We start from the raw sequence: 18,275 nt of genomic DNA on the forward strand, positions 1-18,275 counted from the left end.
GTCTACTCCGCTGCGCCGAGATATTCCGACAGCGGTGGGCAGGAGCAGACCAGGTTGCGGTCGCCGGCGACGTTGTCGATGCGCGAGACCGGCGGCCAGTATTTCGCCGCCAGATCGGCGTCGCCCGCCGGATAGGCCGCCTCCAGCCGCGAATAGGGATGCTTCCACTCACCGGCAAGCGCTTCCGCCGCGGTGTGCGGGGCGTTGACCAGCGGGTTGTCGTTGGACGGCCACTCGCCTTTCGCCACTTTCGCCGCCTCGCCGGCGATGGCGATCATCGCCTCGCAGAAGCGGTCGAGCTCACGCTTGGGTTCGGACTCGGTCGGCTCGACCATCAGCGTGCCGGCGACCGGGAACGACATGGTCGGCGCGTGGAAGCCGTAGTCGATCAGGCGCTTGGCGATGTCGTCGACGCTGATGCCGGCGCTTTCCTTGAGCACGCGCGTGTCGAGGATGCATTCATGCGCGATGCGGTCGCTCCTGCCTTTGTAGAGCAGCGGGTAGTGTGGTGCCAGCCGCGTCGCCACATAGTTGGCCGAAACGATCGCCGTCTCGGTCGCCTGCTTCAGGCCGGAGCCGCCCATCATGCGGATGTACATCCAGGTGATCGGCAGGATTGAAGCGCTGCCGAAGGGAGCGGCGGCAACGGCATGCGCCGAGCCTTCCGTGACATGGCCCGGCAGATAGGGCTTCAGATGCGCCCTGACGCCGATCGGGCCGACGCCCGGACCGCCGCCGCCATGCGGAATGCAGAAGGTCTTGTGCAGGTTCATGTGGCAGACGTCGGCGCCGATGTCGCCGGGGCGGGCGAGGCCGACGAGCGCGTTGAGGTTGGCGCCGTCGAAATAGACCTGGCCGCCATGCTCGTGGATCAGCGCGCAGAGATGGCGCGCGCCTTCCTCGTAAACGCCATGCGTCGAAGGGTAGGTGAACATCAGCGCCGCGAGGTCCTTGGAATGCTCGTTGGCCTTCGCGCGCAGGTCGTCCATGTCGATGTTGCCGTCGTCCAGGCAACGCACGACGACGACACTCATGCCGGCCATCGCAGCGCTCGCCGGATTGGTGCCGTGCGCTGAGGACGGGATCAGGCAGATGGTGCGGTGGCCTTCACCGCGCGCGCGGTGATAGGCGCGGATGGCGAGCAGGCCTGCATATTCGCCCTGGCTGCCGGCATTGGGCTGCAGGCTGACGGCGTCGAAACCGGTGATCTCCGACAGCCAGGCTTCCAGGTCGCCGACCATCTTGCGATAGCCCTCTGAATGACCGGCCGGCGCGAAGGGGTGCAGATTGGCGACGCTCGGCCAGCTCACCGGCATCATCTCGGCGGCGGCGTTGAGCTTCATGGTGCAGGATCCGAGCGGGATCATGGTGCGATCGAGCGCGAGGTCCTTGTCGGCCAGCCTGCGCAGGAAGCGCATCATCTCGGTTTCGGAATGGTTGTCGCGGAAGACCGGCTGGGTGAGGAATTCCTTGCCGCGCGGCTTGCCAGGCATGGAGCCGCCTTCCGCCGCGCCGGGCTTGGCCCCGAACAAGGCGGCGATCGCCTCGAGATCGGCTTGCGTGGAGGTCTCGTCGAAGGCGATACTGACGCGGTCGGCGTCGATGACGCGCAACAGCCGGCCGGTGTTTTCGGCGGCAGCGGCGATAGCGCCGGCCTTGCCCTTCACTTCGGCCGTCACCGTGTCGAAGCGGCTTGCGCCGAGGACGGATACACCGGCTGCCTTGAGACCCGAGGCAAGACGGCCGGCCAACCCGTGGATCTGACCGGCAATTGCCTGCAGCCCGGCGGGGCCGTGCCAGATCGCATAGGCCGTCGCCATGTTGGCCAGCAGCGCCTGTGCGGTGCAGATGTTGGAGGTCGCCTTGTCGCGGCGGATGTGCTGCTCGCGCGTCTGCAGCGCCAGCCGGTAGCCCGGGCGGCCCATCGTGTCCGTCGACTGACCGACGAGGCGGCCGGGCATCAGGCGGGTCAGCTTGTCGGAGACGGCGCAATAGGCGGCATGCGGACCGCCAAAGCCCATCGGCACGCCGAAACGCTGCATCGGGCCGACGGCGATGTCGGCACCAAGTTTTGCCGGCGCGTCCGTCAGCGTGAGCGCCAGCGGGTCGGCGATGAAGACGACGAGCGCGCCGGTCGCGCGGGCCTTCTCGATTGCCGCCTTGTGGTCGCCGTAGACGCCGAAGGTGTCCGGCCAGGAGACGAGCAGGGCGGCGGTGTTGTCGTCGATCGTCTCGCCGTCGACCTCGATGTCGAGCGGTTCGGCGCGGGTGCGCACGACGTCCAGCGTCTGCGGATGCGGCGTGCCGGCAAGCGCCACCTTGGTGCGCTTGTCGCGGTGGTGGCGCAGCGCGATGCCGACGGCTTCGGCGACGGCGGTGGCTTCATCGAGCAGCGAGGCGGACGCCACCGGCAGGCCTGTCAGTTCCGTCACCAATGTCTGGAAGTTGAACAGCATTTCCAGCCGGCCCTGGCTGATCTCGGCCTGGTAGGGCGTGTAGGCCGTGTACCAGGCCGGATTCTCGAACAGGTTGCGCTGGATGACCGGCGGCACGAAGACGCCATGATAGCCGGCGCCGATGAAGCTCTTCAGCACCGTGTTCTTCGCCATGATCGCAGACAGTTCGGCCAGCGCTTCCGCTTCGCTGGCCGGAGCCGGCAGGTCGAGCGGCTGGTCGAGGCGGATCGATCTCGGCACGGCCTGGCTGATCAGCGTTTCGACGGACGGAACGCCGAGCACGGCAAGCATGGCTCTGACATCGTTGACGCCCGGGCCGATGTGGCGGGCCGAGAAGGGAGTAAGCGCTGCGGTCATGTCTTTATGTCCTGATATCAGCCAATATGGGCTTTGTAGGCGGTCTCATCCATCAGGCTGTCGAGCTGGCTTTCGTTGGCGAGCTTCATCTTCCAGAGCCAGCCGTCGCCGGTCGCGGCCGAGTTGACCAGCGAGGGATCGGCCGACAGCGAGGCGTTGGCCTCGGTGATCTCGCCGTCGGCCGGCGCGTAGACGTCCGACGCCGCCTTGACGGATTCGACGACGACGGCGGTGTCGCCCTTGGCGAGCTTGCGGCCGATTTCCGGCAGCTCGACGAAAACGAGATCGCCGAGTTGTGCCTGCGCATAGTCGGTGATGCCGACGGTGGCGACGCCGCCCTCGACGCGCAACCATTCATGGTCTTCGGTGAAATAGGTCTTTGCCATCGGGACTTATCCTTTGCGGTAGCGATGCGGTGTGAAGGGCAGGGACGTGACGTCGACCGGGATTTTTGTCCCGCGGACGTCGGCGAAGAGTTTCGTGCCGGGCTTGGACAGCGACGTGTTGACGTAGCCCACGGCGACCGGGTGCCCGGCCGAAGGGCCGAAGCCGCCGGATGTGACGTGGCCGGCCGGATTGCCGTCGGCATCGATCAACGCCGCGCCCGCGCGCACCGGTTGGCGTCCGTCGGGCTTCAGGCCGACGCGCTTCTGCGACGGCCCGCGCTCGAGGATAGAGCGCAGCGCGTCGGCGCCGATGAAATGACCCGAGATCCGGACCTCCTTGGGAATTGCCCACATCAGTCCGGCGCTTGCCGGGTCAATCTCGGGCGTCAGGTCCTGGCCGTGCAGGCAAAGCCCAGCCTCGAGCCGCAGGCTGTCGCGGGCGGCAAGGCCGATCCACTGCACGCGCTCGTCTTCCAGGAGTCTGGCGACGAGATCGCGGGCATCCTTCTCCGGCAAGCCGATTTCGAAACCGTCCTCGCCGGTGTAGCCGGAACGGCTCATGAACCAGTTTTGCCGCGGCTCGACCCCATGCATGAAGAGCAGCGAGCCGGTTTCGATGCCGGCCCGCGCCAGGGCTGCCCAGGCGTCCGGTCCCTGGATCGCCAGGAAAACCCGGTCGAGCGGGTCGACCCTGGCGTCGAAATCGGCGCAGAGGTCGCGCAGATGCTTCTCGTCCTCCACCGCGTTGCCGGCATTGGCCACCACCATGAACCGGTCATCGCCCAGGCACGTCACGATCAGGTCATCGATGATGCCTGCCGCCTCGTTGAGGAAGAAGGTGTATTTGGACTGCGAGATGTCCAGCGCGCCGGCATCGAGCGGGCAGGCTCGGTTCAACAACGCGATGGCCCCCGGACCGGCGACCTCGAAAAGCTTCATATGCGAGATGTCGAACAGGCCGGCATGCTCGCGTGTGTGAAGATGCTCCTTCATCACGCCGGGCGGGTAGGTCAGCGGCATCGACCAGCCGGCGAAGGCGCCGAAACGCGCACCCGCGGCCTGATGCAAATCTTCGAGGGGTAGATGTCTGGTGTCGTCACCTGTCATGTCTTCTCCAGAGTCGCACGCCAATCGACCGCCAATGGCGGCCTAGTCGTGCCCCTCTGTCTGAAGCCTGAGAGACTCGCGCCCCGTAACTCTGTCGGCAGCGCTTACACCTTCGGCGCGGGAAGATTCCCGACTTTCCAGAGTTGTCTTTCCCGTCCACGGTTCTTTTGCCTGAGAGATTTCGGGCGATTTCCCCTTCGGCGACAGCTTGCGCTGCTCTCTCCCGCAAACAGGTAGGACTCAGTCACCTGAGCCCATGACGCGCCATCCATAGCCCGTCGGCGACACCTTGTCACCTCCCAGCGACATTTTCAGGCGCGGGGCGCTATTGGACCAGATCCTCCGCACCGGCAAGGCTTCGCTAACCACTCCATTTGCCGGTTTCTCAAGACAAAGCTGATAAACCTGACGGGATAGCGCCGGCAACGGGCGACGGGCAGGGACGGCAAATGGGCGAATTGATCATGAGCGCTCCGGTGGCGGGGCTGACCTCGAAGAGCAAGATCACGGCCGAGGACGTGACGATGCTGCGGCGCGAGGTTTTCGCGGACGGCGTGGTGAGCCGCGGCGAGGCCGAGGCCCTGTTCGCGCTCGACCAGACGGCGCGCGACAAATGCGGCGAATGGGCGTCGTTCTTCGTCGAGGCGGTGACCGATTACATCGTCCATCAGGAAAAGCCGGAAGGCTATATCTCTGAGGAGAATGCCGACTGGCTGGTCCGCACGATCTCGCGCGACGGCATGGTCGACAGCCGAACTGAGCTGGAGCTGCTGGTTCATGTGCTGGAGGAAGCGAAATCCTCGCCCGGCCAGCTCTCGGCCTATGCGCTGGAACAGGTCGCGCACGCGGTGATCGACGGCAAAGGCCCGTTGATGCTCGGCGGCAATCTCGTGCCCGGGCTGATCGCCAAGGCCGAGGTCGATCTGTTGCGGCGCATCCTCTATGCCTATGGCGGCGACGGCAACATCGCCATCAGCAAGGCCGAGGCGGAGGTCCTGTTCAGGATCAACGACCGGATCGCGGCGGCCGACAACGATCCGTCCTGGAACGACCTCTTCGTCAAGGCGATCGCCAACTATGTCATGTGCGCGACCGGCTACGAACCGCCGACGCGGGAAGTGGCGCTGCGCCACGAGACTTTCCTCGACGAGGCAAGCCCTACGCTTGGCGGCTTCTTCAGCCGGATGGTCTCGGGCGGCTTCGCCGCGATCCTCGAAGCCTATCATTCGCCCGGCGACATCGAGGCCGAATGGGAAGCCAGGAACCGGGTCACCGAGGCGCTTGCCCGCCGCGCCGAGACGATCGATGCCAGCGAAGCCGAATGGCTGGCCGAGCGCGTCGGCGGCGGCCAGCGGCCGCTGCGCGACAACGAGCGCGCGCTGCTGACGCTGATCAGGCACGCTTCGCCGGAAATCCATCCGGCGCTGAAGCCGCTGCTTGAGAAGGTGGCTTAGGCAGCGACCGTCCTGCAAAAAATGATGTTGGAATGGCCTTCGGGCCACCCGGCGAACTCGGCCACACGCTGGAAACCGGCCTTCTCGTACAAGCCCGGCGCCTGGAAGTCATGGGTCGAAACCCATATCCGCAGCGAGCCGCGCGCGGCTGCCTCCGCGACGAAGGCATCGAGCAGCTTCCTGCCGTGGCCGAAGCCGCGATAGGCCTCGTCGACCCACATCAGCGTGAGCTCGGCAATGCCGGCCCAGGAATAACCAGAGGCGATCCCGACGGCGCGCCCTTGCTCATCCCGCAAGGCAAAGATGAGGGCACGATCGTCGTCACGACCGGTCAGCCGCCGGTTATCGCCGTTAAGGGATTCCTCGATTGAACTGAGCCCGGCTGACGACAGATCGTGCTCGGCCTGCAGGCGAGGGCCATCAGATCCCGCCATACCAGTCGTAGCCATTGTCTTCCCAATAGCCGCCGCGGCCGCCGCCGACATTGGCGAAACTGTCGACCAACTCGATCTTGTAGATGTATTTCGGCATCTTGTAGCCGAGCTGGCGCTCGACGCGCACACGCAGCGGCGCGCCGTTCTCGACCGGCAAGGGCTTGCCGTTCAGGCCATAGGCCAGGATCGTCTGCGGATGGCGGGCGTCTATAAGATCGATCGTGCCGTAATATTTGATGTCGCCGGACAGGCTCTGCTCGATCGTGTCGAGGCAGTGGAACATGACGTAGCGGGCCTGTGGCTTGACCACCGCCTGGTCCAGCACCAGCGACAGCGGTGTGCCGGTCCATTTGGCGATGCAGCTCCAGCCTTCGACGCAGTCATGGCGCGTGATCTGGGTGCGGCTCGGCATGTTCTGGAGCTGTTCGCGGGTCAGCGACAACGGTTTTTCGACGAGGCCTGAAACCTCCAGGCGCCAGTCGGCGAAATTGTTGGCGAGCAGGCCCTTGTAGGTCTCGTCGTCGGGCGCGGTGCTGCCATTCGGCCGTTGCGGCTGGCGGATTTCGGCCTCGGTGAATTCCGGCGCCAGCGCGTTGCGGCCGGCGAGCAGGCGTTGCGCGCGCCAGGTCAGGCCATTGGCGTTTTCAAGGAAGCTGCGCAAGCCGCCGCCGATACCCAGGCCACTGTCGAAGGCGTCGCAGCCCGACAGCGCGATGCCGGACAGGCCAAGGCTGCTGGCGGTCAGGAATTTGCGGCGACTGATCTGGAATTTTGCCATGTCAGGCGCTCCTCTCGGTCGGCTGGTCGTGCTTCGCGGGCGGGTCGGTGCGGTACCAGCCGGTGATGATCGAGCGCAGCTCGTTGATCGGGCCGGCGGCCAGGATCATCAGGATGTGGATGACGAAGAAAAGCACGAGCAGCACCATGACGGTGAAATGGATGGTGCGCGCCGTCTGCCTGCCGCCGAGGATTTCGTTGAGCCAGGGCAGCACCGAATTCATGCTCGGCGACATGGCGAGACCGGTTATGATCATCAGCGGCAAAAGCACGAAGAGCACGCCGCCATAGGCCATCTTCTGCAGCGTGTTGTATTCGCGCGTGTGGTGGAATTTCAGCTTGGCGTGATCGACGATGTCGCGTGGGAGCTTGCGCAGGTCCGACACGCGAGGGGCGAGGTCGCGGCGGATATGGCCGTTGATCAGCCCGGCGATCAGCCAGACGAGCAGCGTTGAAGTCAGGATCCAGGCGAAGAAGAAATGCACGACGCGGGCGGTGCCGAGATCGTAGTAGGACGGGATCGTCGCCCAGGCCGGGAAGCCGCGCGGCGTCTCCTGTCCCGGCGGGCCCGACCAGCCGAGCACGCCGGTGGTGTCGAAGCGGTGGCCGAAGATCTCGGTGAAACCGCGCGGGCCGGTGGCGGTGTTTTCGGCGCCGATCTGGAGAATGGTGTTGTTGAACTCGAAGCCGGACTGCTTGCCGATATAGAGCTGCGGCCGCGCGTTGAAGATCTGCAGGCCGGAAAGCAGCATGAAGAACAGCGAGAAGGCCCAGATCCAGTGGGTCAACCGCGTCCAGCGCGATTGCCGGTAGATGAGGGTGGTGTCCTTGCCGTCCGCCCTGGGGGCGGATTGGTCGTTGGCAACAGTGTCCATCTTGCCTCCGGCCGCCTTCTGCAGACGGCTTCTCAGATCATTGTCTTCCCCTCAATACGTCGCCGCACAAGGCAATGTTTCATGCAATCACGGATTTATTACGGAGCGCCCAGGCTGACCGCGAGATTGACTGCCGCGGCAACGATCACCGTGTTGAAGAAAAAGGTCAGGATCGAGTGGACAAGCACGACCAGCCGCATCTGCGAGGTGGTGACGGCCGTGTCCGCCGTCTGCGCCGTCATGCCGATGACCGTCGCGAAATAAAGGAAGTCCCAGCCTTTCGGCCTTTTGCCGCCGGGAAAATCAAGGCCGCCGACCGGCATCTTCTTCTGGGTTTTCTCGTCGATCTCGTCGCCGTCTTTCCAATAGAGATGCGCATAGTGCAGGGACGCCATGGCGTGGATGGTGAACCAGCCGAGCGGGATCGACAACATGGCGAAGGCGAGCTGCAGGGGATGCGCGGCATCCTTCTGGTTGATGAGCAGGAACAGCGATACGATGGCCGCGCCGACGACAAAGAGCGTGACGGCAAAGATCAGCAGTACCGGCAGGTCGGTGGCGCGCGCGTTCTTGCTGAGATAGCGGCCGGTAAGGCTCGGCATCAGGGCCAGCACCAGGGCGATATAGCTGACAAAGAACACATTGGCGCCGATCGAGTAGGGAAGCGGCGCGCGCAGCAGCAGGGCAAGCAGCAGTGCCACGATGCCGATGGCCGCGGCGAGGGCGAACTGCATGTGCCGATGCATCGGCGTCTTGAGATCCTCACCCATGGCCCGAGCCCTGAAGACGTTGGATCAGTCCGGTGTGACGGATTTGAGCGCGCGCCGCAAGATGCGGTCGAGCTCGCCGAGAAACTGCGATCTGTCCTTCTGTGTGAAGCTGGCGTTGAACCCTCTGCTTTCGCCGGTTTCGCGCAGATGCTGCTTGAGATCGCGCATCGCCACCGCCATGCCGATGGTTTCCGGCGTGAACGGGCGGCCGGTGGGGCCGAGCACATGCGCGCCGAGCGCCACCGTGCGCGCGGCAAGCGGAATGTCGGCCGTCACCACGATGTCGTTGGGCCTGGCGTTCTCGACGATCCAGTCGTCCGCCGCGTCCGCGCTCTTGGAGACGACAACGTTGCGGATCATCGGATCGCGCGACGGGCGCAGGCCGCCATTGGAGACGTAAGTGACCACCACGCCCAAGCGTTCCGCAACCTTCTCGACCTCGGCCTTGACCGGGCAGGCGTCGGCGTCGACATAGATGATGGGTGCGGGCAAGCGTGCCTCCAAATGCGCAAAAGGGCCGGCGCTGGCCGGCCCTTCGCATAAATCTCGCACAAAGTCAGGCTGGAAGCGCGCCCGACTTCTTCGCCGTCCAGGTGGCGATGTAGTCCATCAGGCCGGGGTTGAGGCAGTCATAAGGATCCAATCCGATCGACTTCAGCTGGCCGCGGATGCCGTCCATGCGGCTCGGATCAACGCCGGATTCGATGATCGAGGAGACGAAAGCAGTGAAGCCCGGCGGCGACCAGCCGTCCTCCTCGAAGCGCTCGGGATGGATGAAGGAAAGGCCCTTGAACGGATGGTCGCGCTCGACCGGGCCATACATGTGGACGCCGCAGCCGGTGCAGGCGTGGCGCTGGATCAGCGCCGCAGGGTCGACCACCTTCAGCTTGTCGCCGTTTTCGGTGACGGTGACGTCGCCCGTGCCGGCAACGGCCACCACCGAGAAGATGGCGCCGTCCGGCTTCCAGCATTTGGTGCAGCCGCAGGCATGGTTGTGGGCAATCTGACCCTTGACCTTCACCTTCACCGGATTGCTGGTGCACAGGCAGACCAGCGTGCCGCCGGCGAAGGATGCGCTCTCCTTCGGCAAGCCATTGTCGATCTTCGGATGCAGTTTTTCGGCCATTTACACTTCCTCCCATGTTTGACCACAGAGGTCGCGGGCATTCCGGCCTGCGGCCTGGTGGCTTTCCTCAATAAACCACGACACTCCGGATCGACTTGCCCTCATGCATGAGGTCGAATCCCTTGTTGATGTCCTCCAGCTTCAACGTGTGCGTGATCATCGGGTCGATCTGGATCTTCTTTTCCATGTACCAGTCGACGATCCTGGGCACATCGGTGCGGCCGCGCGCGCCGCCAAAGGCGGTGCCCATCCAGCTGCGCCCGGTGACCAACTGGAACGGCCTGGTCGAAATCTCCTGGCCGGCGCCGGCGACGCCGATGACGACCGACTTGCCCCAGCCGCGATGCGAGGCCTCCAGCGCCTGGCGCATCACCTTGGTGTTGCCAGTGCAGTCGAAGGTGTAGTCGGCGCCGCCGATCTGGTCGGCGCCGCGCTTGGTCAGGTTGACCAGGTAAGGCACGATGTCGCCGTCGATCTCCTTCGGATTGACGAAATGCGTCATGCCGAACTTCTCGCCCCAGGCCTTCTTGTCATTGTTCAGATCGACGCCGATGATCATGTCGGCGCCGGCAAGGCGAAGCCCCTGGATGACGTTCAGGCCAATGCCGCCGAGGCCGAAGACGACCGCCGTCGCGCCCTGCTCGACCTTGGCGGTGTTGATGACGGCGCCGATGCCGGTCGTGACCCCGCAGCCGATGTAGCAGATCTTGTCGAAGGGGGCGTCGGGATTGACCTTGGCGACAGCGATCTCGGGCAGCACGGTGAAGTTGGAGAAGGTCGAACAGCCCATGTAATGAAAGAGCTTGTCCTTGCCCATCGAGAAGCGCGAGGTGCCGTCAGGCATCAGGCCTTGCCCTTGCGTGGCGCGGATGGCGGTGCACAGATTGGTCTTGCGCGACAGGCAGGAAGGGCACTGCCGGCATTCGGGCGTGTAGAGCGGGATGACGTGGTCGCCCTTCTTGACCGAGGTCACGCCCTTGCCGACGTCGACGACGATGCCGGCGCCCTCATGGCCGAGGATCGCCGGAAACAGGCCTTCCGGATCGGCGCCCGACAGCGTGAACTCGTCGGTATGGCAGATGCCGGTCGCCTTGACCTCAACCAGAACCTCGCCGTCGCGCGGCCCTTCGAGGTCCACCTCCATGATCTCCAGCGGCTTTCCGGCGGCAACGGCTACGGCGGCACGCGTTTTCATGAGGCACTCCTCCCAAGCAATCTGTAAGTTTTGGCTAACGGCAAGCTGTTTATGGCGAATGCCCGCCTGCCATCCCTCCGGCGTTACAGGCAAGCTTAGCGAGTTCCGGGCTGGCGGCCAACGTCTGTTGCGACGTTTTTCGGCGCGGTTTCCGTAATCGGCGCCAGCCGTGGGAGCTGGCCCGCGGGCACTTGAGGCGCGCCGGAATTGTCCATAGAACTGGACCGCTTCGCCGGAGGAACGACATCCGAATGTTCAAGAAGATCCTGGTCGCCAATCGCGGCGAGATCGCCTGTCGCGTCATCAAGACGGCGCGCAAGATGGGGATTGCCACCGTTGCGGTCTATTCGGATGCCGATCGCGATGCCCTGCATGTCGAAATGGCCGACGAGGCGGTGCATATCGGACCGCCGCCCGCCGCGCAGAGCTATCTGCTGCCGGAGAAGATCATCGCCGCTTGCAAGGAGACAGGGGCGGAAGCCGTGCATCCGGGCTATGGTTTTCTTTCGGAACGTGCCTCATTCTGCGAGACGCTGGAGAAGGAAGGCATCGTCTTCATCGGGCCGAAGCCCAAGGCCATCAAGGCGATGGGCGACAAGATCGAATCGAAGAAATTCGCCAGCGAAGCCAAAGTCTCCACCGTGCCCGGATGGCTGGGTGTCATCGAAGACGCCGACCATGCCGAAAAGATCGCCGGCGAGATCGGCTACCCGGTGATGATCAAGGCCTCGGCCGGCGGTGGCGGCAAGGGCATGCGCATCGCCTGGAGCAAATCGGAAGTGCGCGACGGCTTCGACAGGGCTCGCTCGGAAGCGAAAAGCTCCTTCGGTGACGACCGCGTCTTTATCGAAAAATTCGTCGTCGACCCGCGTCATATCGAGATCCAGGTGCTGGCCGACGCGCATGGCACCGCGCTCTATCTCGGCGAGCGCGAATGCTCGATCCAGCGCCGCAACCAGAAAGTGGTCGAGGAGGCGCCGTCGCCATTCCTCGACGCCAAGACCAGAAAGGCGATGGGCGAGCAGGCGGTGGCCCTGGCCAAGGCCGTCGACTACCAGAGCGCCGGCACCGTGGAGTTCATCGTCGACAAGGACAAGAACTTCTATTTCCTTGAAATGAATACGCGATTGCAGGTCGAGCACCCGGTGACCGAGCTTGTCACCGGCATCGACCTGGTCGAACAGATGATCCGCGTCGCCGCCGGCGAGAAGCTCGGCATCAAGCAGAGCGACGTGAAGCTCAACGGCTGGGCGGTGGAAAGCCGCCTCTACGCGGAAGATCCTTTCCGCAATTTCCTGCCGTCGATCGGCCGGCTGACCCGTTACCGGCCGCCCCAGGAGGGCACGTTCGGCGACATCGTCATCCGCAACGACACCGGCGTCGCCGAAGGGTCGGAAATCTCGATGTTCTACGACCCCATGGTGGCCAAGCTCTGCACCTGGGCGCCGACCAGGCTCGAGGCGATCGACGCCATGTCGGAGGCGCTGGACAGCTTTGTCGTCGATGGCATCGAGCAAAACATTCCGTTCCTGGCGGCGCTGATGCAGCACCCGCGCTGGCGCGAGGGGCGGCTGTCGACCGGCTTCATCGCCGAGGAATATCCGGACGGCTTCGCGCCGGTCGAGCCCGATGGCGCGGAGAGGGCCGTGTTCGCCGCTGTCGCAACGGCGATCGAACTGCTGCGCCGCGACCGGCTCGATCGTCTCGACGGCAGGCTGGCGCCGCATTCCGGCCATCTCAAGCGCGATTGGGTGGCGAAGATCGGCGCCGACTATTTTCCGGTCGCGATCGTCGACGGGATGATTTCCATTCCGATGGAGGTCGATTTGTCAATCGACGGCGGCAAGCCGTTGACGGTCGCTTCGGACTGGCGGCCGGGCGACGCGATCTGGCAGGGCACGGTCGGCGCCGACAGGGTCACGGCGCAGATCCGTCCGGCGCTGAACGGTTTGCACATCGCCTGGAAAGGCATGTCGGTGATGGCGCGCGCCATGCTGCCGCGCACCGCGGAGCTCGAAAGGCTGATGCCGGAGAAGCTGCCGCCCGACACCTCGAAGATGCTGCTCTGCCCGATGCCTGGGCTCGTCGTCTCGATCGCCGTCGCGGAAGGGCAGGAGGTCAAGGCCGGCGAAACGCTTGCCGTGGTCGAGGCGATGAAAATGGAGAACGTGCTGCGCGCCGAGCGCGACCTTACTATAGCCAAACTCAACGCCAAGCCTGGCGACAGCCTGGCGGTCGACGCGGTGATCATGGAGTTCGCCTGAGACGAGGCGATACGCGGCCGCAAGCCTGTGGTCTGTGGGTCGATTGTGCTGGACTGGCATGACCCCGTCCGGGACAATACATCTGCATAGATTTTGAGTCTTTGGGATAGCGCGAAAAAACATGGCGGATGAACGACTTCCCCGCGACCCCTTGCAGCGTGAAGCTGCCGTGAAGGCCGCGCGTCCGGAAGCGCCGGCGCGGACCTTCATCCATCTGCGCGTGCATTCGGCCTATTCGCTGCTCGAGGGCGCCTTGCAGCTTGGCGCGATCGTCGGGCATGCGGTCAAGGACGAGGCGCCGGCGATCGCGGTCACCGACACCAACAATTTGTTCGGCGCGCTCGAATTCGCCCAGAAGGCGGTCAAGGACGGCATCCAGCCGATCATCGGGTGCCAGGTCGATCTCGCCTTTTCCGGGGAGGCGAGCGACGGCCAGCGCGACCGCCGCCGGCATGGGCCGGAGATGTCGCCGGTCGTGCTGATCGCCGCGAGCGAGGCCGGCTATGCCAATCTCGTGCGACTGATCAGCAAGGTCTATCTGGAGACACCGCCCGGCGAGCCGGTGCATCTGACCAGCGCCATGCTGGAAGGCAAAAGCGACGGCCTGATCTGCCTGACCGGCGGGCCGCGCGGGCCGATCGGCTCTGCCTTGAAGGCCGATCGGCGCGACCTTGCCGAACAGCGACTGCTGTTCCTCAAAGGCCTGTTCGGCGACAGGCTCTATGTCGAGCTCGAGCGGGTCACGGGCTATGACCGCATGGTCGAGAAATCGACCGTCGATCTCGCTTACACCCATGAACTGCCGGTGGTCGCCACCAACGAGGCGTTCTTCTCCAAGCGCGACGACTACGAGGCGCATGACGCGCTGATCGCCATCGCCGAAGGGTCGGTGGTGGCCGCCGACAACCGCCGGCGGCTTGCGCCGGACAATTTCCTGCGCAGCCAGGCCGACATGGCGCGGTTGTTCTCGGACCTGCCGGAAGCGATCGACAACACGGTCGAGATCGCCATGCGCTGCTCCTACTATCCGAAGAACCGCAGCCCGATCCTGCCGCGCTTCACCGGCGCCGATGCCGCCGACAAGGACGCAGCCGAGAAGGCGGAGGCGGCGGAGCTTGCACGGCAGGCGCGCGAAGGGCTGGAGGCGCGGCTTGCCGCGCACGGGCCGACGCCGGGCTACACGGTCGAGCAATATCGCGAGCGGCTCGAATTCGAGCTCGGCATCATCGAGAAGATGAAGTTCCCCGGCTACTTCCTCATCGTTGCCGACTTCATCAAATGGGCGAAGGCGCAAGGCATTCCGGTCGGGCCGGGGCGCGGTTCGGGCGCCGGCTCGCTGGTTGCGTATTCAACCACCATCACCGACATCGACCCGCTGCGCTTCTCGCTGCTGTTCGAGCGCTTCCTCAATCCGGACCGCGTCTCGATGCCCGACTTCGACATCGACTTCTGCCAGGACCGGCGCGAGGAGGTGATCCGCTACGTCCAGCAGAAATATGGGCGCGACCAGGTCGGCCAGATTATCACTTTCGGTACGCTGCAGGCGCGCGCGGTGCTGCGCGATGTCGGCCGCGTGCTGCAGATGCCTTACGGCCAGGTTGACAAGCTGAGCAAGATGGTGCCGCAGAATCCGGCCAATCCGGTCAAGCTAGCGGACGCCATCGCCAACGAGCCGCGCTTCGCCGAGGAGGCGGAGAAGGAGCCGATCGTGCAGACGCTGCTCGATACGGCGCAGAAGCTCGAAGGCCTCTACCGCCATGCCTCGACGCATGCCGCGGGCATCGTCATCGGCGACCGGCCGCTGTCCGAGCTGGTGCCGATGTACCGCGATCCGCGCTCGGACATGCCGGTTACCCAGTTCAACATGAAATATGTCGAGCAGGCCGGGCTGGTGAAATTCGACTTCCTCGGCCTGAAGACGCTGACCGTGCTGGAAACGGCGGTGAAGCTGATCCGCCGGCGCGGCGTCGACATCGATCTCGCGACGATCCCGCTCGACGACCCCGACACTTACGCGATGCTGTCGCGCGGCGAGGTGGTCGGCGTGTTCCAGGTTGAAAGTGCGGGCATGCGCAAGGCGCTGATCGGCATGCGGCCGGACTGCATCGAGGACATCATCGCGCTGGTCGCACTCTATCGTCCCGGCCCGATGGAGAACATTCCGACCTACAACGCCAGAAAGCATGGCGAGGAGGAGATGGCCTCGATCCATCCCAAGATCGACCACCTGGTGAAGGAGACGCAGGGCGTCATCGTCTACCAGGAACAGGTGATGCAGATCGCGCAGGAGCTGTCCGGCTATTCGCTTGGCGAAGCCGACCTTCTGCGCCGCGCCATGGGCAAGAAGATCCGCGCCGAGATGGACAAGCAGCGCGAGCGTTTCGTCACGGGCGCGGTCGAGCGCGGTGTCAGCAAGCCGCAGGCCGACTTCATCTTCGACCTCCTGGCCAAGTTCGCCGACTACGGCTTCAACAAATCACACGCGGCGGCCTATGCGGTCGTGTCCTACCAGACCGCCTATCTCAAGGCGCATTACCCTGTCGAGTTCCTGGCGGCGTCGATGACGCTCGACATGAGCAATACCGACAAGCTGGCCGATTTCCGCCAGGACGCCATGCGCCTCGGCATCGAAGTGGTGGCGCCGTCGGTGATGTCGAGCTTCCGTCCCTTCGAGGTCGGCGAGAACAAGATCTTCTATTCGCTGGCGGCGCTGAAAGGCGTCGGCGACGCGGCGGTCGAGCACATCGTCGAGAAGCGCGGCGAAAAGCCGTTCAAGAACCTTGCCGATTTCTGCGAACGCGTCGATCCGAAGATCGTCGGCAAGCGCGTCTTCGAAAGCCTGATCATGGCCGGCGCGCTCAATTGCTTCGGCCACGACCGCGCTCAGATGATGGCTGGCGTCGAGCGGATGATGGGCCTGGCCTCGCTGGCGCAGCAAAACGCCATCTCCGGCCAGGCCGACATTTTCGGCGCGTCGCTCGGGAGCCAGTCGCAGGCGCTCAACCTGCCGTCGACCGATCCGTGGCTCGCCGCCGACAAGCTGCACCGGGAATTCCAGATCGTCGGCTTCTATCTCTCGGCGCATCCGCTCGACGAGTACAAGGCCGCACTGCAAAAGATGCGGGTGCAGAACTGGGCGGAATTCTCGGCTGCGGTCAAACGCGGCGCAGCGGCCGGACGCCTCGCCGGCACGGTCACTTCCAAGCAGGAGCGCAAGACCCGCACCGGCAACAAGATGGGCGTGGTGCAGTTTTCCGACACGACGGGACAGTATGAGGCTGTGCTGTTTTCCGAAGGTCTGGCGCAGTATCGCGACATGCTGGAACCCGGCAGTTCGGTGGTGATCACAGTCTCGGCGGAAGACCGGCCGGAGGGCATCAACCTGCGTATCCAGACGGTACAGTCGCTGGAGGACGAGGCAAGCCGCATCCAGAAGGCGCTGCGCATCTTCGTGCGCGACGCCCAGCCGATCAACACCCTTGCCAACCAGCTTGCGGTGAAGGGCGAAGGCCAGGTAAGCTTCGTGCTTATCAAGGAAGCCGGGCAGGGCGAGGTGGAGATCGAACTGCCCAACCGCTACCGCATCTCGCCGCAGGTCGCGTCGGCGATGCGCGCGGTGCCCGGCGTGGTGGAAGTGGAGTTGGTTTGACCCGCCAGTCGTCACATGTAGCGCGGTGAGGAGATTCCAGCGAATACGCTCCATTTGCCCCGGCCCGACGACACGCGACTCGTATATTATTGTTAGCTAACTTGTTTTAGTGTTGGAACAGGCGGCGGAGGCACATGTCTGCGTCGCCCGGAAGGCTGACGATTGGGCCGGGGTGGGCATCATGGTCGAGACGTTGGATTTCGGGGCGGTCCAGACGGATCGCGATAGCCAGTGCTCGGATGAGGTGGAGGCGCCTCTCGTGTCGGCTATTATCCCCTGCCTGAACGAAGAGCGTACGCTCGGCATCTGCATCCGCAAGGCCTTTGACGTTTTTGCGAAGCGGGGCCTCAACGGCGAGGTGGTCGTGGGAGACAACGGGTCGAGTGACCGGTCGGTCGAGATTGCCGAATCCCTCGGCGCGCGTGTCGTACACCAGCGGGTCAAGGGATATGGCGCGGCGATCAGCGCGGCGGCCGAAGCCGCGCGGGGCAAATACCTCATCATGGCGGACGCGGACGATTCCTACGACTGGAGCAGCCTCGGGGATTTCATCGACGCGTTGGAGGATGGCGCCGAACTGGTGATGGGTGACCGGTTCGCGGGCGGTATCCAACCCGGCGCTATGCCTGCGCTGCACCGATATCTCGGCAATCCGGTGCTTTCAACGATCGCCCGCTGGCTCCACCACTCCCCGATACACGATTTTCATTGCGGTATGCGCGGATTCACTCGCGATGCGTTCCGCAGGATGGGCGCACGCTCGCCGGGCATGGAATTCGCCTCGGAGATGATCATAAACGCGCATCGCGCGGGCCTCGTGATCCGCGAGGTGCCGATCAAGCTCTATCCGGACAAACGCGGCCGCCCACCCCATCTGCGTTCATTCCGAGACGGTTGGCGACACCTGCGGCTGATCATAGCCCACGCACCAGATACCATGTACCTAATACCGGGAGTGACCTTGCTGGTTGTTGGCATTGCTGGCCTTGCAATGCTTGCTGCGGGACCTGTCCGGGTGGGTGGGTGGTATTTCGGAATTCATTTCGTCGCGCTCTCTGCCATGGCGACGCTGATTGGTCTTTTGGCGATCCTTTTCGGTATGCTGGCCAAGGTGGCGATCGCCATTTACCACCCAGTCCACGAAGGTCGAATCGTGCCCTGGCTGATGCGTGGTCGTCCACTGGAATGGCTGGTCTTTTCCGGTGGCATGCTTGCGGTGGCTGGCTTTGTCGCCGATGTGCTGCTTGCGCTGCATTGGATTTTTGTCGGCGGCCCGATGGAGCAGTCGGTGCACCTGACGTTTGTGACCACCACTGCCTGCGTGGCCGGCATGTCCATGGTGCTGTCCGGCTTCGTGCTCAAGTTGCTGCTGGATAATCTCGGTGACAGGCGTGCGTTCTGACCGTCTGAATGCCCCCAGAGCTG

At 64.3% G+C, this 18,275-nt stretch carries 14 protein-coding genes and 1 riboswitch; of the genes, 4 read left to right on the forward strand and 10 right to left on the reverse strand.

Features of this window, described 5'->3' with window-relative positions:
- Positions 1-2: 2 nt before the first annotated feature.
- From gcvP to gcvT, 3 genes are read right to left on the reverse strand one after another with little or no spacing between them, the layout of a single operon-like run.
- Complete coding sequence (gene gcvP / locus RFM52_RS27985; RefSeq protein WP_320295516.1) at positions 3-2,813, reverse strand: aminomethyl-transferring glycine dehydrogenase; 2,811 nt, start codon at positions 2,811-2,813, stop codon at positions 3-5.
- A gap of 17 nt (positions 2,814-2,830) precedes the next feature.
- Entirely contained in the window at positions 2,831-3,199 is a 369-nt protein-coding gene (gene gcvH, locus RFM52_RS27990) for a glycine cleavage system protein GcvH (protein WP_320295517.1), read from the reverse strand.
- Between the two features lie 6 nt (positions 3,200-3,205).
- On the reverse strand, positions 3,206-4,306 hold the full coding sequence (gcvT, locus tag RFM52_RS27995; protein WP_320295518.1) for a glycine cleavage system aminomethyltransferase GcvT: 1,101 nt from the start codon (positions 4,304-4,306) through the stop codon (positions 3,206-3,208).
- A 149-nt stretch (positions 4,307-4,455) separates the two neighbouring features.
- Positions 4,456-4,542, reverse strand: a riboswitch (glycine riboswitch).
- Between the two features lie 213 nt (positions 4,543-4,755).
- Here gcvT and RFM52_RS28000 point away from each other — a divergent pair.
- A complete protein-coding gene (locus RFM52_RS28000) occupies positions 4,756-5,760 on the forward strand; it encodes a hypothetical protein (RefSeq protein WP_320295519.1) in 1,005 nt (334 codons plus the stop codon).
- Here the strand turns inward: RFM52_RS28000 and RFM52_RS28005 are convergent.
- The 7 genes from RFM52_RS28005 to RFM52_RS28035 all read right to left on the reverse strand — a co-directional run bounded on the left by RFM52_RS28005 (position 5,757) and on the right by RFM52_RS28035 (position 10,937).
- On the reverse strand, positions 5,757-6,194 hold the full coding sequence (locus RFM52_RS28005) for a GNAT family N-acetyltransferase (protein WP_320295520.1): 438 nt from the start codon (positions 6,192-6,194) through the stop codon (positions 5,757-5,759). The genes RFM52_RS28000 and RFM52_RS28005 overlap by 4 nt on opposite strands.
- The gene (locus RFM52_RS28010; RefSeq protein ID WP_320295521.1) at positions 6,181-6,972 is read right to left on the reverse strand and encodes a molybdopterin-binding protein; all 792 of its coding nucleotides are present in this window, start codon (positions 6,970-6,972) and stop codon (positions 6,181-6,183) included. Before RFM52_RS28010 ends, RFM52_RS28005 begins: the two co-directional genes overlap by 14 nt.
- A 1-nt stretch (position 6,973) precedes the next feature.
- Complete coding sequence (locus RFM52_RS28015) at positions 6,974-7,846, reverse strand: cytochrome b/b6 domain-containing protein (protein WP_320295522.1); 873 nt, start codon at positions 7,844-7,846, stop codon at positions 6,974-6,976.
- Positions 7,847-7,944: 98 nt separating this feature from the next.
- Positions 7,945-8,616: a DUF1345 domain-containing protein gene (locus RFM52_RS28020; RefSeq protein ID WP_320295523.1), complete on the reverse strand. Its 672-nt coding sequence runs from the start codon at positions 8,614-8,616 to the stop codon at positions 7,945-7,947.
- Between the two features lie 24 nt (positions 8,617-8,640).
- Entirely contained in the window at positions 8,641-9,108 is a 468-nt protein-coding gene (locus tag RFM52_RS28025; protein WP_320295524.1) for a YaiI/YqxD family protein, read from the reverse strand.
- A gap of 64 nt (positions 9,109-9,172) precedes the next feature.
- Positions 9,173-9,742, reverse strand: coding sequence for an S-(hydroxymethyl)glutathione synthase (gene gfa, locus RFM52_RS28030; protein WP_320295525.1), 570 nt, complete (start codon positions 9,740-9,742; stop codon positions 9,173-9,175).
- Positions 9,743-9,809: 67 nt separating this feature from the next.
- Positions 9,810-10,937: an S-(hydroxymethyl)glutathione dehydrogenase/class III alcohol dehydrogenase gene (locus tag RFM52_RS28035; RefSeq protein ID WP_320295526.1), complete on the reverse strand. Its 1,128-nt coding sequence runs from the start codon at positions 10,935-10,937 to the stop codon at positions 9,810-9,812.
- 251 nt (positions 10,938-11,188) lie between these two features.
- Here RFM52_RS28035 and RFM52_RS28040 point away from each other — a divergent pair, with 251 nt between their 5' ends.
- From RFM52_RS28040 to RFM52_RS28050, 3 genes are all read left to right on the forward strand, one after another.
- Positions 11,189-13,201 carry an acetyl/propionyl/methylcrotonyl-CoA carboxylase subunit alpha gene (locus RFM52_RS28040; protein ID WP_320295527.1) on the forward strand — a complete coding sequence of 671 codons (2,013 nt, stop codon included), beginning with the start codon at positions 11,189-11,191 and terminating at the stop codon, positions 13,199-13,201.
- Positions 13,202-13,322: 121 nt separating this feature from the next.
- A complete protein-coding gene (dnaE, locus tag RFM52_RS28045) occupies positions 13,323-16,850 on the forward strand; it encodes a DNA polymerase III subunit alpha (protein WP_320295528.1) in 3,528 nt (1,175 codons plus the stop codon).
- 181 nt (positions 16,851-17,031) lie between these two features.
- On the forward strand, positions 17,032-18,252 hold the full coding sequence (locus RFM52_RS28050; RefSeq protein ID WP_320295529.1) for a glycosyltransferase family 2 protein: 1,221 nt from the start codon (positions 17,032-17,034) through the stop codon (positions 18,250-18,252).
- Positions 18,253-18,275: the final 23 nt, after the last annotated feature.

Origin of the sequence: Mesorhizobium humile (assembly GCF_033977215.1) — a bacterium.
Taxonomy (GTDB): Bacteria; Pseudomonadota; Alphaproteobacteria; order Rhizobiales; family Rhizobiaceae; genus Mesorhizobium; species Mesorhizobium humile.

Excerpts from the sequence above, each read along its gene's own strand:
- gcvP (WP_320295516.1), bottom strand. The coding sequence starts at position 2,813 with ATGACCGCAGCGCTTACTCCCTTCTCGGCCCGCCACATCGGCCCGGGC.
- gcvH (WP_320295517.1), bottom strand. The coding sequence starts at position 3,199 with ATGGCAAAGACCTATTTCACCGAAGACCATGAATGGTTGCGCGTCGAG.
- gcvT (WP_320295518.1), bottom strand. The coding sequence starts at position 4,306 with ATGACAGGTGACGACACCAGACATCTACCCCTCGAAGATTTGCATCAG.
- RFM52_RS28000 (WP_320295519.1), top strand. The coding sequence starts at position 4,756 with ATGGGCGAATTGATCATGAGCGCTCCGGTGGCGGGGCTGACCTCGAAG.
- RFM52_RS28005 (WP_320295520.1), bottom strand. The coding sequence starts at position 6,194 with ATGGCGGGATCTGATGGCCCTCGCCTGCAGGCCGAGCACGATCTGTCG.
- RFM52_RS28010 (WP_320295521.1), bottom strand. The coding sequence starts at position 6,972 with ATGGCAAAATTCCAGATCAGTCGCCGCAAATTCCTGACCGCCAGCAGC.
- RFM52_RS28015 (WP_320295522.1), bottom strand. The coding sequence starts at position 7,846 with ATGGACACTGTTGCCAACGACCAATCCGCCCCCAGGGCGGACGGCAAG.
- RFM52_RS28020 (WP_320295523.1), bottom strand. The coding sequence starts at position 8,616 with ATGGGTGAGGATCTCAAGACGCCGATGCATCGGCACATGCAGTTCGCC.
- gfa (WP_320295525.1), bottom strand. The coding sequence starts at position 9,742 with ATGGCCGAAAAACTGCATCCGAAGATCGACAATGGCTTGCCGAAGGAG.
- RFM52_RS28035 (WP_320295526.1), bottom strand. The coding sequence starts at position 10,937 with ATGAAAACGCGTGCCGCCGTAGCCGTTGCCGCCGGAAAGCCGCTGGAG.
- RFM52_RS28040 (WP_320295527.1), top strand. The coding sequence starts at position 11,189 with ATGTTCAAGAAGATCCTGGTCGCCAATCGCGGCGAGATCGCCTGTCGC.
- dnaE (WP_320295528.1), top strand. The coding sequence starts at position 13,323 with ATGGCGGATGAACGACTTCCCCGCGACCCCTTGCAGCGTGAAGCTGCC.
- RFM52_RS28050 (WP_320295529.1), top strand. The coding sequence starts at position 17,032 with ATGGTCGAGACGTTGGATTTCGGGGCGGTCCAGACGGATCGCGATAGC.